The organism is Paenibacillus rhizovicinus (assembly GCF_010365285.1).
Classification (GTDB): domain Bacteria; phylum Bacillota; class Bacilli; order Paenibacillales; family Paenibacillaceae; genus Paenibacillus_Z; species Paenibacillus_Z rhizovicinus.
Genome location: NZ_CP048286.1, coordinates 3297429 through 3312247 on the forward strand (window position 1 = coordinate 3297429; position 14819 = coordinate 3312247).

Genomic DNA, 14819 nt, shown 5'->3' on the forward strand with positions numbered 1-14819 from the left:
GGTCTTTTTGCACTATAGCATAGGAGCCTGTCCATACTCTACTGCCATTTGCGAGCCACGGGTCCCCCGACGCGAAAAAAAGCCCCGAAGCTCAGGAAAATCCCAAGCCCGGGGCCTTCTTATCCTTAAAACCCATTCTCGCGGAAGAAATTCAAGCTCAGCTTCGCGCTCTCCAGCGACGAATTCTGGAACTGCTCTTGTTCCACGATGAAATACTCGATGCCGACCTGCTCGGCGATTGCGAGCACGCCTTTCAAGTCAACGACGCCGCTTCCGACTTCCGTATCGCTGCGGCCTACGCCGAAATCTTTAAAATGCGCCAAAGGTACTCGGCCCGCATAACGCGTTACGTAATCAACCGGCTTCTGGCCGCCCATATGCACCCAACCCAGATCGAATTCGGCAATCAGGTAATCCGCCGAAACTTTCTCGAGCAGCCAGTCGATGACCGGTTTGCCGTCTACTTGCTTGAATTCGAAATCGTGGTTGTGGTAACCGTATTTGAGTCCTGCCGCGGTCACTTGCTTGCCTGCGGCTTCCAGGATGCCGGCCAGTTTATTGACGTCGTCCATCGTCGGATTTTCCGGCAGCGGCGCCCAAGGCGTTACGATATACTTCAGGCCCAGCTCTTTGGCATACTCGATTTGCTTGTCCAGGTCGGTAGCGATCTTCTCCGGCTCGCCGAAGTTCAGTCCGACATGCGCCGAAGGCGCTTCCAATTTAAGCTCGTCTAGCAGCGCTTTGAGTTCGTTCGCCGGCGTATTATGATACCCCGCGAATTCAACTGCCGTGTAACCCATCTCCGCTACTTTGCGAATCGTGCCCAGAAAATCCTTCTCCGTTTGATCACGAAGCGTGTACAATTGCAAGCTAACTACCGGTTTTGCCACAATATCCACCTCGAATAATGAGTATAGTCTGCCATGACATAATAAAAAGAGGAGAGCTGCAGGTCCTTGCGCCCCGCTTCTCTCCCCTAATTATAGCTGTCCCCCAAGGCGAAACTACCGTACCTTGTGGGACATTCTTTTGCATTTTTGGCTTTCGCCCTCAGCTGCACCTGCAACCAAAGCTTATGCTCCCGATGTAGTTTTGCTAGGGGATGCCGGAATGATCCGGCAATCCAATCCCGCAAACCTTTTATTTAAAGTTTTTCAGGTTGTAGAACGCGCTTTTGCCTGCATACAGCGCCGTGGAGCCCAGTTGGTCTTCAATGCGAAGCAATTGGTTGTATTTCGCAACGCGGTCCGTACGGGACGGAGCGCCTGTTTTGATTTGGCCAGCGTTAGTCGCAACCGCGATGTCCGCGATCGTGCTGTCTTCGGACTCGCCGGAACGGTGGGAGATAACAGCCGTGTAACCAGCGCGTTTTGCCATTTCGATCGCGTCGAATGTTTCTGTAAGCGAACCGATTTGGTTAACTTTAACGAGGATGGAGTTACCTACGCCCTTCTCGATACCGTCGGACAGACGCTCCGTGTTCGTTACGAACAGATCGTCGCCAACGAGTTGGACTTTGCCGCCCAGTTTGTCGGTAAGCAGCTTCCAACCTTCCCAGTCGTCTTCGGAGCAGCCGTCTTCGATCGTGATGATCGGGTATTTATCAACCCAAGAAGCGAGCAGGTCCACGAACTCGGCGGACGTGAACGAACGGCCTTCGCCTTCGAGGTGGTATTTGCCGTCTTTGTAGAATTCCGTGGACGCAACGTCCATACCGAGGAATACGTCTTCGCCCGGCTTGTAGCCAGCGCGCTCGATAGCGGAGATGATCGTCGTGATTGCTTCTTCGTTCGAACCAAGGTTCGGTGCGAAGCCGCCTTCGTCGCCGACAGCCGTGTTCAGGCCTTTGTCTTTCAGAACCGATTTCAGGTTGTGGAAGATTTCAGCGCCGATGCGAAGCGCTTCTTTGAAGCTTTCTGCGCCGACTGGCAGAACCATGAACTCTTGAACGTCGATGTTGTTGTCCGCGTGCTCGCCGCCGTTAACGATGTTCATCATTGGTACTGGCAGTGTTTTCGCGTTGAATCCGCCCAGGTACGTGTACAGAGGTACATCAAGCGCGTCGGCAGCTGCGCGTGCGCAAGCCATCGATACGGCAAGAATCGCGTTTGCACCCAGGTTGCCTTTGTTGTGCGTGCCGTCCAGTTGAATCATTTTACGGTCGATCAGCACTTGGTCCAGCGCGTCCAGGCCGATGATTTCTGGTGCGATGATCGTGTTTACGTTCTCGACGGCTTTCAGAACGCCTTTGCCGAGGTAACGGGATTTGTCGCCGTCGCGAAGCTCGACTGCTTCGTAAGCGCCAGTGGAAGCACCGGATGGTACGATAGCGCGGCCTTTGCCGCCGGACTCCAGCATAACTTCGACTTCAACTGTAGGGTTACCGCGGGAATCAAGCACTTCACGTGCATATACGTCAGTAATGATAGACATGAACGAAACACTCCTTTAAAATTTATCGTTTTGTTTGCGGCCGGACGCGCCGATCGCGGCACAGTCCGACCGGACTTAATCGTTATCGATTGTACTGTATCTCTTAAGCTTGAACAAGCGACTTGCCGGTCATTTCTTCCGGCTGGCTCAGACCTGCAAAATGCAGGATCGTCGGAGCGATGTCCGCCAGAATGCCGCCTTCGCGCAGCGCGCCGACTTTCTTCGTCACGATGAACGGAACCGGATTCGTCGTGTGGGCCGTGAATGGACGGCCGCTCTCGTCGATTACCATATCCGCGTTGCCGTGGTCCGCCGTAATCAGGCAAACGCCGCCTTTGGCAAGCACCGCTTCTACGACTTGTCCGAGGCAAGCATCCGTTGCTTCGACTGCCTTGATGGTTGGCTCCAGCATGCCGGAGTGGCCGACCATGTCGGGGTTGGCGAAGTTCAGGATAATCACGTCTTGACGGTCGGCTTCGATTTCTTTCACCGCTGCCGCCGCAACGTCATACGCGCTCATTTCCGGCTTCAGGTCGTAAGTCGCTACCTTCGGCGATGGAATGAGAATGCGCGTTTCGCCCGGAAGCTCGTGATCGCGTCCGCCGCTGAAGAAGAACGTCACGTGCGGATACTTCTCGGTTTCGGCAATGCGAAGCTGGCGTTTGTTGTTCTGCACGAGAACCTCGCCCAATGTGTTGTCCAGGTTCTTCGGTGAATACGCAACATACCCGCCTACCGTTTCACTGAACAGCGTCAGGCAGACGAAATACAGGTTCTGCGGCGCTTTCGGCCCGCGGTCGAAACCGCGGAAATCCTCGTTCGTGAATACTTGCGACAGCTGGATCGCGCGATCGGGACGGAAGTTGAAGAACACGACCGCATCTTCCGATTCTACGACGCCTACCGGACTGCCGTCTTCTTTTACGATAACCGTCGGCATGACGAACTCGTCGAATACCGATTTCTCGTACGATTCCGTTACCGCTTTGATCGGATCCGTATATTTCGGGCCGTCGCCATACACCATCGCGCGGTACGATTTCTCGGTGCGCTCCCAGCGTTTGTCGCGATCCATTGCAAAATAGCGGCCTTGCACGGTCGCAATGCGGCCAACGCCGATTTCTTGAATCTTCGCCGTCAGCTGCTCCAGGTAGCCCTTCGCGCTGTCAGGGGAGACGTCGCGGCCGTCGAGGAATGCATGGATGTACACGTCGTCCAGCTCTTCCTTCTTCGCCAGTTCCAGCAGCGCGAACAAATGCGCGATGTGGCTGTGAACGCCGCCGTCAGACAGCAGCCCGTACAGGTGAAGCTTCTTGCCGTTTGTTTTCGCATGGCGAACCGCGCCAAGCAAAGTCTCGTTGTCGAAAAACTCGCCGTCGCGGATGGACTTGCTGATGCGGGTCAAATCCTGGTATACGATTCGTCCTGCGCCGATGTTCAGGTGCCCAACCTCAGAGTTTCCCATTTGGCCTTCCGGCAAACCTACCGCTTCGCCGCTCGCCGTGAGCGTCGTGTGCGGGTAGGTCGCCCAATAACGGTCGTAGTTCGGCTTATTCGCTTGCGCGACCGCGTTGCCCGTCACGTCATTGCGAAGGCCGAAGCCGTCCAAGATAATCAGCGCTACCGGTGCCGTCATTTACTTCGCCCCCTCGACTAGCTGAATGAAGGAAGCAGGCTCAAGGCTCGCTCCGCCTACCAAGGCGCCGTCGATGTTGGATTGACCCATATATTCGCTAACATTGTTCGGTTTCACGCTGCCGCCGTATTGAATGCGGACCGCATTTGCCGTCGCTGCGTCGTACAGACCCGCGATAACGTCGCGGATGAACGCGATAACGTCTTCCGCGTCAGCCGAAGTCGACGATTTGCCTGTGCCAATCGCCCAGATCGGTTCGTAAGCGACAACGACTTCAGCCGCTTGCTCTGCGGACAGGCCTTGGAAAGCCGCTTCCGTTTGCACTTTGCAAACATCCTTCGTTTGCTCGGCTTCGCGCTCTTCCAGCTTCTCGCCTACGCAAACGATCGGCGTCAAGCCATGCTTGAATGCCGCATGGACTTTCTTGTTCACGATCGCATCCGATTCCGCGAAATAAGCACGGCGCTCGGAGTGGCCGATGATCACATAGTTCACGCCAAGATCTTTCAGCATCACGCCGCTGATTTCACCCGTGTACGCGCCGTTGTCCTCGAAGTGGACGTTTTGCGCGCCGATGGAGATCGTCGTGCCTTTCGCCGCTTCAACGAGCGCCGGCAGCGTCGTGAACGGTGCGCAGATGACCGTTTCAACGCCGTCTACTTCTGCTTTGCCTTTCACGTCCGCGAAGAATGCAGTCGCTTCGGAAACGGTTTTGAACATTTTCCAGTTACCCGCAATAATCGGTTTACGCATTGTCATTATCGCTCCTTCTGCTTGCTTACTTATTACTTATTTGATTCTTGCTTATTTATCGTTCAATGCAACGACGCCCGGAAGCGCTTTGCCTTCCATGAATTCCAGCGATGCGCCGCCGCCCGTGGAGATGTGATCCATTTTGTCGGCCAGGTGGAACTTCTCGGCTGCCGCAGCGGAGTCGCCGCCGCCGATAACCGTGTAGCCCGCAGTTTCGGCACAAGCTTGTGCTACAGCGCGCGTACCGTGGGAGAACGGCTCGATTTCGAATACGCCCATCGGTCCGTTCCAAACGACCAGTTTGGATTCTTTAATGACGTTCGCATAGAGTTCACGCGTTTTCGGTCCGATGTCAATGCCTTCCCAGTCAGCAGGGATGCCGTCGACATCAACGATTTGCGTGTTCGCTTTCGCGCTGAACTCGTCCGTAATGACGATATCGACCGGCAGCAGGAATTGCTTGCCAAGCGACTTCGCTTTCTCGATGAACTCAAGCGCCAGGTCCAGCTTGGAGTTGTCGCACAGCGATTGGCCGATTTCATGGCCTTGCGCTTTGAAGAACGTGTAGGACAGGCCGCCGCCGATGATGATGTTGTCGGCGATCTCGATCATTTTGTTGATGACGTCGATTTTGTCCTTCACTTTGGAACCGCCAACGATCGCCGTAAACGGACGCTCAGGTTTAAGCAGCGCTTTTCCCAGTACGTCGAGCTCTTTCTCCATCAACAGACCCGATACGGCCGGCAGGTAGTGAGCGATGCCTTCCGTCGATGCGTGCGCACGGTGAGCGGCGCCGAATGCGTCGTTAACGAACAGGTCGGCCAGCTCGGCAAAAGCTTTCGCCAATTCCGGATCGTTCTTCTCTTCGCCCGCGTAGAAACGAACGTTTTCAAGCAACAGCACGTCGCCGGCGTTCAGCTCGGCCACTTTCGCTTGAACCGCTTCTCCGACCGCTTCGTCGGTTTTAACGACAGGCTTGCCCAGCAGCTCGGACAGACGCTCGCCGGCTTTCGTCAAACGCAATTCTTCCACGACTTGACCGTTAGGACGACCCAGGTGGCTCGCCAAAATCACTTTCGCGCCGTTCTCGATCAGATAATTGATGGTAGGCAGCGTTTCGCGGATACGTTTGTCGTCCGTAATCGCTCCGTTTTCCATCGGCACATTAAAATCCACACGAACAAATACACGTTTGCCTGCCACTTCTACGTCGCGCACACTTTTCTTGTTCATTAGCAGAAATCCTCCCGAGTACCCAAGCCGCCATAAGGCGGAAAAAAGGTCAAAGTATATTTTAAATTCTCCAAGCTATCCATTCCGCAAGCGCGGATCTATATCTATGTGTAGTGATGCCGCAGGCATCATGCTCGTATCATTGTGGTGCCGCAGGCATCATGCCCTGCCGGGTTCCAGCAGGGAACCGCCATACGCCCTTCCAAGCATCAGCGAAGCGCCGATGCGGCCTCTCAGCCTCTCGAACGGCCCAGAAGTCTCTTGACCTGCCAGTTGCACAGGAGCGCCAAAATGGAAGCTTACGCCCCCGCGGAGCCCCGCAGGGCGGAGCAACAAGGGCGTATGGCGGGTCCCCGTAAACCACCGCGAAGGAGCTACCAAGGCAGCTCCTTCGCCAAACATCGGGTGTCCAGAGGGGGACCCTCGGAATCCCCCTTTGCAAGGGGGACTTAGGGGGATGGTCTCCTCTTACAGACCTTTCGACGCGATATATGCAGCCAGATCAACAACGCGGTTCGAGTAGCCCCACTCGTTGTCGTACCAAGAAATCACTTTAACCATGTTGCCTTCAACTACCATGGTCGACAGTGCGTCGATCGTGGAGGAAGCAGGGTCGCCATTGTAGTCGCTCGATACAAGCGGCTCTTCGGAGTAGTTCAAGATGCCTTTAAGCGAAGTGTTAGCAGCATCTTTCAGCGCAGCGTTAACTTCTTCAACCGTAACGTTAACTTTCAGTTCAGCAACCAGGTCAGTTACGGAAACGTTAGGCGTAGGAACGCGCATAGCCATGCCGTTCAATTTGCCTTTCAGCTCAGGCAGTACAAGGGATACTGCTTTTGCAGCGCCTGTCGAAGAAGGAATGATGTTTTCTGCGGCAGCGCGAGCACGGCGCAGGTCTTTATGAGGAACGTCAAGTACGGATTGGTCGTTAGTGTACGAGTGAATCGTAGTCATCATGCCTTTAACGATACCGAATTTGTCGTTAAGCACTTTTGCGAATGGAGCCAGGCAGTTCGTTGTGCAAGATGCGTTGGAGATAACTGTGTGAGCAGCTGCATCGTATTTGTCTTCGTTAACGCCCATTACGATCGTGATGTCTTCGTTGGAAGCTGGTGCGGAGATGATTACTTTCTTCGCGCCGCCTTTCAAGTGAAGCTCGGCTTTTTCTTTCGCTGTGAAGATACCTGTGGATTCAACAACGATTTCAGCGCCTACGGATGCCCATGGAAGGTTCTCAGGGTTGCGTTCAGCAAAAACTTTGATTTCGCGGCCGTTCACGATCAGCGCGCCTTCTTTAGCTTCAACCGTACCATTCAGTTGACCATGAGTCGTGTCGTACTTAAGCAGGTGAGCCAGTGTGTTAGTGTCTGTCAAATCGTTAACAGCCACGATTTCAACATTCGGGTTGTTCAATGCTGCACGGAACACGTTACGACCGATACGACCAAATCCGTTAATACCAACTTTTACCATTTTTGTTTCCTCCTAGGCATAATTTCATTTATTTCAAGACGTAGATCGCGGACAGCCGGCGGGCCGCCTTCGACTCGTCATGATAACAATTCTGTTCTTACTGTTCTAAGTGTTCGTAGTCTCGCAATCAATCCGGGTTATTATCAATGATCGCCGCGATTTCAAGCGCAGCAGACTCATCCGTTACCAGTACGTCATCATGACCGAAACGCATGACGGCGGCAATGGCTTCGCCTTTGCTCCTTCCGCCCGCGATCGCGATGACGACCTCGGTATCCATAATGTCTTCCAGCCGCAAGCCTGCGGTGAGCATCTTATGGACAACGGCTCCGTTCCGGTCGAAATAATACCCGAACGACTCGGCTAGCGCCCCTTCGGCTTCCATGGCATTCACGACGGAATCGTCCACGCGTCTGCGCCGGGCCATTACCATAGCGTCCCCGATGCCATGAATGACGATGCGGGCTTTGCGAATCACTTCGACGATTTCGCGCACGTTCGGCTCCTGCATCAGGGAGGTATAAGCTTCTTCACCTAAATGATCAGGCACATGAAGCATCCGGTATTGCGCACCCGTCCGTTTCGCCATAGTGGAGGCAATCGTGTTGGCCTGGTAATCCAAGCTTTCTCCTAATCCCCCTCGAGCCGGAACGAACCAGTTCCCTCTGAGCGGGGTCTGAGATGTCAGTTGGTTCGCCACTTGGGCAAGCGTCGTTCCGCCTGTGACGGCGACGACATCGTTGTTGCCCATGGCCTTCCGAAGCACGGAGCAGCCGGCTTTGCCAAGCTCGCGCCTTGTGACAGGCGATTCATCCGAATCTCCCGGTACGATGACCACTTGCTGCAAGCCGAAATGCCTGCGGATTTTCTCTTCCAGCTCGGATAAGCCGAACATGGCTTTGTAGAACGGCTCCATCTCTTCGAGCAAGCGTCTTCCCGCTTCACTGATTCGCATGCCCGCGGCATCGATGATCAGCAGCTCCTGCGCCTTCAGGAAATCCGTTTCCGCTCGGAGTACGCGCTCCGTCATCTCCAGCGATGCGGCAAGAGAACGGCGGCCGATCATATCCGAGAGCATGACCTGGCGGAGGATTAGATACCTTTTGCGCATGACGACAAGCAAATCCGGCAGAAGCTGTTGTTGCATGGCGATAAGAGCGTGCATTATTCAACATCCACTCCTGTTGCAGAAGAGCTGGGTCAATTCGTTGGGACGAAAACGCTAGGGACGTAAATCGTCCCGCCTGATCGTTTTAAGTCCCACCACTATTGTAACCCATTCGATGGAAGGGAGCAAGGTCGGTTTGCTGAATGAAACCGATTACCGACACGATTTACACAAAATTATTTCTCAACCCATGCTTGCTTTTCTAATCGTTATCCTCTATAATCATATTTGCTGTCACAATGCGCCCGTGGTCCAATGGATATGACGTAGGCCTCCGGAGCCTGAGATCGAGGTTCAATTCCTCGCGGGCGCGCCATTAACTTCTATGCATGCTTCAACTACATACAGAGCAAGGGTCTTCCGATTATCGGGAGGCCCTTTTTTCATGCCTCTCTGCTCCCGCCACCTCAACAAGCATCTCCAAATCCGACCCAACGTAACCTTCCGGCCGCACAGGTTTATCGAGCTTCCTCTGCCAGCATGACCGCATTGTATCGCCCATGAGATTCAGGTACTGCGGGCCTTTGCCTGATAATTTGACCTTCTTTGACTTTTGTTTATTTTTCCGCTATGATGGGTTTACACGTTTCACCATCATAACAACCATTACCTTTTTAGGAGGGAATTAAAATGGAATCGATGAATTTCGTACCAATGGTTATCGAGCAGAGCAATCGCGGAGAGCGTGCTTACGACATTTACTCCCGTTTGCTGAAGGATCGCATTGTATTCCTTGGCACGCCCGTCAACGACATGGTCGCCAACTCCATTATCGCGCAGCTGTTGTTCCTTGCGGCCGACGATCCCGACAAAGATATCTCACTCTACATTAACAGTCCTGGCGGTTCGGTCTCGGCAGGTCTCGCTATATTCGATACGATGAATTTCATCAAGCCCGAAGTCTCGACGATCTGCGTCGGTATGGCCGCTTCCATGGGGGCTTTCCTTCTGGCCGCAGGCGCCAAAGGCAAACGTTATGCCCTGCCTAACAGCGAGGTAATGATCCATCAGCCGCTCGGCGGCGCGCAAGGCCAAGCCAGCGACATCGAAATTCGCGCGAAGCACATTCTCAAAACGCGCGATACGCTGAATCGCATTCTTGTAGAGCGCACCGGCCAATCGCTTGAGAAAATCGAGCGCGACACCGACCGCGACTACTTCATGTCCGCAGCGGAAGCCGCAGCCTACGGTCTCGTCGACAAAGTCATCGAGAAGCTGTAAGAACGGTTCTACTCGCAAGCAAAGAGCGTTAATCCTTCCTGGATTAACGCTCTTTTATTTTTGTCGGCGGAACCGGAGTTTCAATTAACATACATTCGACGTTTTGTCAACTATCATTCAACCCGCCGAATGCTTAGGGACGCTACTCTCGAACCATGTTAATATGTACTAAATGATTCCATATCCACCTCGAGTTAGGTTCTCGTATTTGTAAATATATGTTGTTTTGAAATCTATAAAACGGAGTTGCACACGCATGAAACTTACGAATCCATTCGCAAGCGTGCGAAATTTCATTCGATCCAACCACACAAGCACTTCCTATACACCTTATGCGCCTGCGTTCGAATCGAATCTCCAACACGCTTCCACGCATGAACCCGATACCCACAACTTGTTTTTGCCGATGCAGGACAGGTCGTTGTTGCTGCGTCCGCTCAGCGATACTCACTTGATGGAAGTTTATCAAGAAGCGAAGGCCATGCAGCTGTCCGAAGAATTTATCGCCTTGATCGAACATGCCATCGAGCAGCGCGGATTGAGCATCGACGATGAACGCCAATCACTAGCCTAGACCGACTCAGACGCCATCATAAGCATTACGCATAATCAGAGATAGACCGCGCCGTTCGCAAACGGCGCGGTCTATTCTTTCTCTGGCGCTCTTCACCATACAGTGCTCTGTAAGAAAAGGCAGACCCATCTCCTGACCGGAGACTGGTCTGCCTTTATTAATTACTGCATTTCATAGACGACTGTAATATCGGTCGAGATGGTGATTTCTCCGGCTTGGATGGCTGTGCTTGCCGGGGCAGCTGCGTCACTCGCCGCTGCGGACATTTCGTTCTTGTTGTAGAAAATCGGTCCGCTGTTTGCGTCGTTTTGCGTGATAGCCGTCACTTCTTTGACTTGTTTGCCCGCTGCTTTGGCCAGCGTATCTGCTTTCGCTTTGGCATTCGCCATCGCTTTATCCAGCGCCTGCAGCTCGTATTGATCCTGTTTCTCTGTATCGAACTGTACGCCGTCTACGCGATTGGCACCCGAAGCCGACAAATCATCCAGCAGCTTGCCGATGCCATCCAGGTTGCGGGTCGTGACTTGAATGTTGTGAACGGCCAAGTAGCCCTTAATCTTACTCGTGCCGTCCTTGCTGTTGTATTCATATTCCGGCTGCACGGAGAAGCCCGTCGTCTTTACATCCTTCGCCGCCGTTTTGTACGTGTCATACAGCAGCTTCGTGAGTCCCGCGAATTGTGCCGCATTCTTCGATTGCGCCTCTTTCGCCGTTGCCGCTCTCGCTTCCACCGCTACGTTCAAATACGCCACGTCCGGTGCCGCATCGATTTTGCCGGTACCCGCTACCGTAATCGTGCTTTTCTGTGCGACCGAGGGATTGTCTACCGCATAAACCGGCTTGCTGCCATGTCCGCCTGCTCCAAACATTGCGCCTACGCCTACGGCTAGCGCCAACACGGGTACAAGCGCCCATTTCGGTTTCATCATCATCATTCATCTCGCCCCTTTTTACCAAGAATAGGTGTTGCTTACCTATTAAGACGCGCTCTTGTCCGCCAATGTTGCGTAAACGGCCAAGTTTGTTAATTCCCCTGAAAAAACAGAAAAAACCCCCCTGCGGGAGTTTCCTCGTCACCGAAACGAACAGCCTGAAACGGCTGCTCGATCACAATTATTGATTCTCGAGCTCTTCTTTGCTGACCAGGTTGACTAAAGCGGTTACAGCTTGGTCGGCATCCGAACCTTCCGCGCTAATCGTAACCTCAGTACCTGAACTAATTGCAAGGCTCATAATCCCCATAATCGATTTTGCGTTCACTTTTTTATCGTCTTTCTCTACGAAGACCTCGGAAGAAAACTTATTCGCTTCCTGAACAAAAAGTGCGGCCGGTCTTGCATGAAGACCCGTCTTCAGTCGAACGACAACCGGATGCCTTGTCATGGAAACCTTACCCCCTATACGAAATTCATCCCTTACATACATGCAAACGTCATTTTACTCATTATTATACCACTTTTGCGACTTGTACACTAGCCTTTGCCTATCCGTTCCTTAATTTTTCCGCAAGCTCGTCAATTTTACGCAAGCGATGATTGACGCCCGATTTGCTCACTTTACCTTTGAGCATTTCGCCGACTTCCGTTAAATTCAAATCCGGGTGCATCAGCCTTATATGCGCTACTTCACGGAGCTTCTCGGGCAGCGAACTCAGTCCCACTTCCCGCTCCAGCAGCTTGATATTATCGATCTGGCGGACAGCCGCACCGATCGTCTTATTCAAATTCGCCGTCTCGCAGTTTACGATCCGGTTGACGGAGTTGCGCATATCCCGCATGATTCGGACATCCTCGAACTTGAAAAGCGCTTGATGCGCGCCGATGATGCTGAGAAGCTCGATGATCTTCTCGCCCTCTTTCATGTAGAAGATGAACCCCTTCTTCCGTTCGATGCAGCGCGCGTTCAAGTCAAACTTGTTCGCCAGCTCCACGAGCGCCTGACAGTGCTCTTCATACATCGTGGCAATTTCCAAATGGTACGAAGATCCTTCCGGGTTATTCACCGAACCTCCAGCCAAGAAGGCCCCCCGCAAATAGGAACGTTTGCAGCACGACTTGCGGATCATTTCCCGGTCGATCCCTTGATTGAAGACGAATCCTTCCGATACGATTTCAAGCTGACTCAAAATCTCCTGTACGTTGGTCGGGATCCGAACGATATAGACATTGTTCTTCTTCAGCCTCATTTTCTTGCGAACGAGCAGCTCGGTGTGCACCGCAAACTGCTTCTTGATGAGGGAGTAAATCCGTCTTGCGATTGCTGCGTTTTCCGTCGAAATATCGAGGATGACTTTCCGGCTGGATAACGAGACTGAACCGTTCATGCGAATCAGCGCAGACAGTTCTGCCCGCTCACAGCACGGGTCCGCTTCGATGAGCGTCAATTCTTTTTTGGTTTGTCCCGCAAAAGACATGTAACCTCACCTCTTTCGTTGCATCCAATTCTCCACAAGCTGATAAATATGATGACTTAATCTCGCCGCGTCATGCCGCAGATAAGTGCGGAACAAGACGAGCTTGTCGGCAATGACTTCATAACCGCGCCGTTTCACTTCTTCCAAATCCAAATGCACGGCTTTCGCGCCCATTTCGGCGTACTTCTGCTGTACTTGCTCCGGAATTTCACCGTCATTCACGATCACGTAATCGAACAAATGATGTCCGATATGCGCATGGACCGCCGCCAAATGGTCACCGACGGAATAATTATCCGTCTCGCCCGGCTGCGTCATGACGTTGCAGACGAAGATTTTGACCGCGTCCGATTCCACGATGCCCTGCGCGAGCTTCGGCACGAGCAAATTCGGAATGATGCTGGTGTACAGGCTGCCGGGCCCGATCAGAATCGCGTCTGCTTCCCGGATCGCTTCGACTGCTTCTTCCAGCGGCTCGACGTCCGGCGGCTCGATAAAGACCCGCTTGATCGCCTTGCCCGCTTTCGGAATATTCGATTCGCCCGTAATGATCATTCCGTCGACGGTCTCCGCCTTCAGAACGATCGCTTCGCCGGCTGCCGGAAGCACGCGTCCCCGGACGGCCAACACTTTGCTTAACATGCGAACCCCCGAGACGAAATCCCCTGAGATGTCCGTCATCGCCGCCAACATCAAGTTGCCCAAGCTGTGACCCGCGAGACCGGCTCCGGAATTAAACCGATACTTCAGCATGTCGGACAGCAAAGGCTCGACATCCGCAAGAGCGATCAGAACGCTGCGGATATCGCCCGGAGGCGGCATTTGCAGTTCGTTTCGGAGAATGCCGGAGCTGCCGCCATCGTCCGCGACCGTTACGATCGCGGTAATGTCGAGCGGCTTCTCCTTCAATCCCCGAAGCATAACCGATAGACCCGTACCGCCGCCAATGACGACAATCCGAGGCTTCTGTTCTTGTTGTCTACGTTCCGTCATGTTTCGCCTCAGCTCCGATCACGATCTGCATCTCGATGACTGACACGCACGACCTCCGTATCGCTGCTGCCGAGCATGCGGCCCAAATATTCCGCAATGGCGACCGAGCGATGCTTGCCCCCGGTGCAGCCGATACCGATGACGACCTGGCTCTTCCCTTCCTTGCGGTAGAGAGGAATCAGGAATTGGAGCATATCCAGCAGCTTCGCAAGAAATGTCTGCGTCTCCGGCCACTTCATGACGTACTCGTAAACTTCGGGATCCTGGCCCGTATTCGGACGCAGATGGTCTACGTAATGCGGGTTCGGCAGGAAACGGACATCATAGATTAAATCCGCATCGATCGGGATGCCGTATTTAAATCCAAAGGAGGTCACGTTCACTGAAATCGTGCTCAAGTCGGTGTTCGTAAACCGGGACATGATGCGTTCCTTCAAATGGGCCGGCTTCAGGTTGCTCGTATCGATAACCTGCGTCGCCCACCCCTTCAGATCCTCCAGCATACGGCGTTCCAGCTTGATGCCCTCGAGCGGAAGCCCTTCGGTCGCCAGCGGATGCATCCGACGGCTTTCCTTATAACGTTGAACGAGCACGCTGTCGGTCGCGTCCAGGAACAAGATTTCGTACCCGATCGTGTAATGCTCTTTCACATAGTTGAGAGATTCCGACAACGCCGTAAAAAACTCGCGTCCACGCAGGTCGATCACAAGCGCCACTTTACCGATTTTGCCATTGGACTGCTCGATCAGTTCGGCAAATTTCGGAATAAGCACCGGCGGCAAATTATCGACGCAGAAGAAGCCTAGATCCTCCAAGCTCTGTACCGCAATCGTCTTGCCGGCACCGGACATGCCCGTGATGATGACGAGTCTAGCCTTCGCTACTATCGAGCTCATCGTCAATCCCTCCTCATCCAGATGAA

General features: G+C 53.4%; 14 protein-coding genes and 1 tRNA gene. 3 read left to right on the forward strand and 12 right to left on the reverse strand.

What is annotated here, in order from left to right:
• Nucleotides 1-125 precede the first annotated feature (125 nt).
• The 7 genes from GZH47_RS14690 to GZH47_RS14720 form a co-directional block, all read right to left on the reverse strand.
• Nucleotides 126-890, reverse strand: coding sequence for a sugar phosphate isomerase/epimerase family protein (locus GZH47_RS14690; RefSeq protein WP_162640747.1), 765 nt, complete (start codon nt 888-890; stop codon nt 126-128).
• 250 nt (nt 891-1140) lie between these two features.
• Nucleotides 1141-2433: a phosphopyruvate hydratase gene (eno, locus tag GZH47_RS14695; RefSeq protein WP_162640748.1), complete on the reverse strand. Its 1293-nt coding sequence runs from the start codon at nt 2431-2433 to the stop codon at nt 1141-1143.
• Between the two features lie 103 nt (nt 2434-2536).
• Nucleotides 2537-4069, reverse strand: coding sequence for a 2,3-bisphosphoglycerate-independent phosphoglycerate mutase (gene gpmI, locus GZH47_RS14700; protein ID WP_162640749.1), 1533 nt, complete (start codon nt 4067-4069; stop codon nt 2537-2539).
• Nucleotides 4070-4822: a triose-phosphate isomerase gene (gene tpiA, locus GZH47_RS14705; protein WP_162640750.1), complete on the reverse strand. Its 753-nt coding sequence runs from the start codon at nt 4820-4822 to the stop codon at nt 4070-4072.
• A 51-nt stretch (nt 4823-4873) separates the two neighbouring features.
• Nucleotides 4874-6055, reverse strand: a complete 1182-nt coding sequence (locus GZH47_RS14710) for a phosphoglycerate kinase (RefSeq protein WP_162640751.1) — start codon at nt 6053-6055, stop codon at nt 4874-4876.
• A gap of 468 nt (nt 6056-6523) precedes the next feature.
• Nucleotides 6524-7528, reverse strand: coding sequence for a type I glyceraldehyde-3-phosphate dehydrogenase (gene gap, locus GZH47_RS14715; RefSeq protein WP_162640752.1), 1005 nt, complete (start codon nt 7526-7528; stop codon nt 6524-6526).
• Between the two features lie 127 nt (nt 7529-7655).
• Nucleotides 7656-8693 (reverse strand): sugar-binding transcriptional regulator, encoded by a 1038-nt coding sequence (locus GZH47_RS14720; protein WP_162640753.1) that lies wholly within the window; start codon nt 8691-8693, stop codon nt 7656-7658.
• A 244-nt stretch (nt 8694-8937) separates the two neighbouring features.
• On the opposite strand from GZH47_RS14720, the gene GZH47_RS14725 reads away from it, so the two are divergent.
• The 3 genes from GZH47_RS14725 (at nt 8938) to sda (ending at nt 10491) form a co-directional block, all read left to right on the forward strand.
• A tRNA-Arg gene (locus tag GZH47_RS14725) sits at nt 8938-9012 on the forward strand.
• A 323-nt stretch (nt 9013-9335) separates the two neighbouring features.
• Nucleotides 9336-9917 (forward strand): ATP-dependent Clp endopeptidase proteolytic subunit ClpP, encoded by a 582-nt coding sequence (clpP, locus tag GZH47_RS14730; RefSeq protein WP_162645256.1) that lies wholly within the window; start codon nt 9336-9338, stop codon nt 9915-9917.
• 256 nt (nt 9918-10173) lie between these two features.
• Nucleotides 10174-10491, forward strand: a complete 318-nt coding sequence (gene sda / locus GZH47_RS14735; protein ID WP_162640754.1) for a sporulation histidine kinase inhibitor Sda — start codon at nt 10174-10176, stop codon at nt 10489-10491.
• A gap of 161 nt (nt 10492-10652) precedes the next feature.
• Here sda and GZH47_RS14740 read toward each other — a convergent pair whose 3' ends face one another.
• From GZH47_RS14740 to rapZ, 5 genes are all read right to left on the reverse strand, one after another.
• A complete protein-coding gene (locus tag GZH47_RS14740; RefSeq protein ID WP_162640755.1) occupies nt 10653-11426 on the reverse strand; it encodes an SIMPL domain-containing protein in 774 nt (257 codons plus the stop codon).
• A 178-nt stretch (nt 11427-11604) separates the two neighbouring features.
• Nucleotides 11605-11874 carry an HPr family phosphocarrier protein gene (locus GZH47_RS14745; protein ID WP_090583454.1) on the reverse strand — a complete coding sequence of 90 codons (270 nt, stop codon included), beginning with the start codon at nt 11872-11874 and terminating at the stop codon, nt 11605-11607.
• 100 nt (nt 11875-11974) lie between these two features.
• Nucleotides 11975-12904: a DNA-binding protein WhiA gene (gene whiA / locus GZH47_RS14750; RefSeq protein WP_162640756.1), complete on the reverse strand. Its 930-nt coding sequence runs from the start codon at nt 12902-12904 to the stop codon at nt 11975-11977.
• A gap of 6 nt (nt 12905-12910) precedes the next feature.
• Nucleotides 12911-13897 carry a gluconeogenesis factor YvcK family protein gene (locus tag GZH47_RS14755; RefSeq protein WP_162640757.1) on the reverse strand — a complete coding sequence of 329 codons (987 nt, stop codon included), beginning with the start codon at nt 13895-13897 and terminating at the stop codon, nt 12911-12913.
• A gap of 8 nt (nt 13898-13905) precedes the next feature.
• A complete protein-coding gene (rapZ, locus tag GZH47_RS14760) occupies nt 13906-14793 on the reverse strand; it encodes an RNase adapter RapZ (RefSeq protein WP_162640758.1) in 888 nt (295 codons plus the stop codon).
• Nucleotides 14794-14819: the final 26 nt, after the last annotated feature.

Bases quoted from the DNA above. Each gene is read 5' to 3' on its own strand.
- eno (WP_162640748.1), bottom strand. From the start codon at position 2,433: ATGTCTATCATTACTGACGTATATGCACGTGAAGTGCTTGATTCCCGC.
- gpmI (WP_162640749.1), bottom strand. From the start codon at position 4,069: ATGACGGCACCGGTAGCGCTGATTATCTTGGACGGCTTCGGCCTTCGC.
- tpiA (WP_162640750.1), bottom strand. From the start codon at position 4,822: ATGCGTAAACCGATTATTGCGGGTAACTGGAAAATGTTCAAAACCGTT.
- GZH47_RS14710 (WP_162640751.1), bottom strand. From the start codon at position 6,055: ATGAACAAGAAAAGTGTGCGCGACGTAGAAGTGGCAGGCAAACGTGTA.
- gap (WP_162640752.1), bottom strand. From the start codon at position 7,528: ATGGTAAAAGTTGGTATTAACGGATTTGGTCGTATCGGTCGTAACGTG.
- GZH47_RS14720 (WP_162640753.1), bottom strand. From the start codon at position 8,693: ATGCACGCTCTTATCGCCATGCAACAACAGCTTCTGCCGGATTTGCTT.
- clpP (WP_162645256.1), top strand. From the start codon at position 9,336: ATGAATTTCGTACCAATGGTTATCGAGCAGAGCAATCGCGGAGAGCGT.
- sda (WP_162640754.1), top strand. From the start codon at position 10,174: ATGAAACTTACGAATCCATTCGCAAGCGTGCGAAATTTCATTCGATCC.
- GZH47_RS14740 (WP_162640755.1), bottom strand. From the start codon at position 11,426: ATGATGATGATGAAACCGAAATGGGCGCTTGTACCCGTGTTGGCGCTA.
- GZH47_RS14745 (WP_090583454.1), bottom strand. From the start codon at position 11,874: ATGACAAGGCATCCGGTTGTCGTTCGACTGAAGACGGGTCTTCATGCA.
- whiA (WP_162640756.1), bottom strand. From the start codon at position 12,904: ATGTCTTTTGCGGGACAAACCAAAAAAGAATTGACGCTCATCGAAGCG.
- GZH47_RS14755 (WP_162640757.1), bottom strand. From the start codon at position 13,897: ATGACGGAACGTAGACAACAAGAACAGAAGCCTCGGATTGTCGTCATT.
- rapZ (WP_162640758.1), bottom strand. From the start codon at position 14,793: ATGAGCTCGATAGTAGCGAAGGCTAGACTCGTCATCATCACGGGCATG.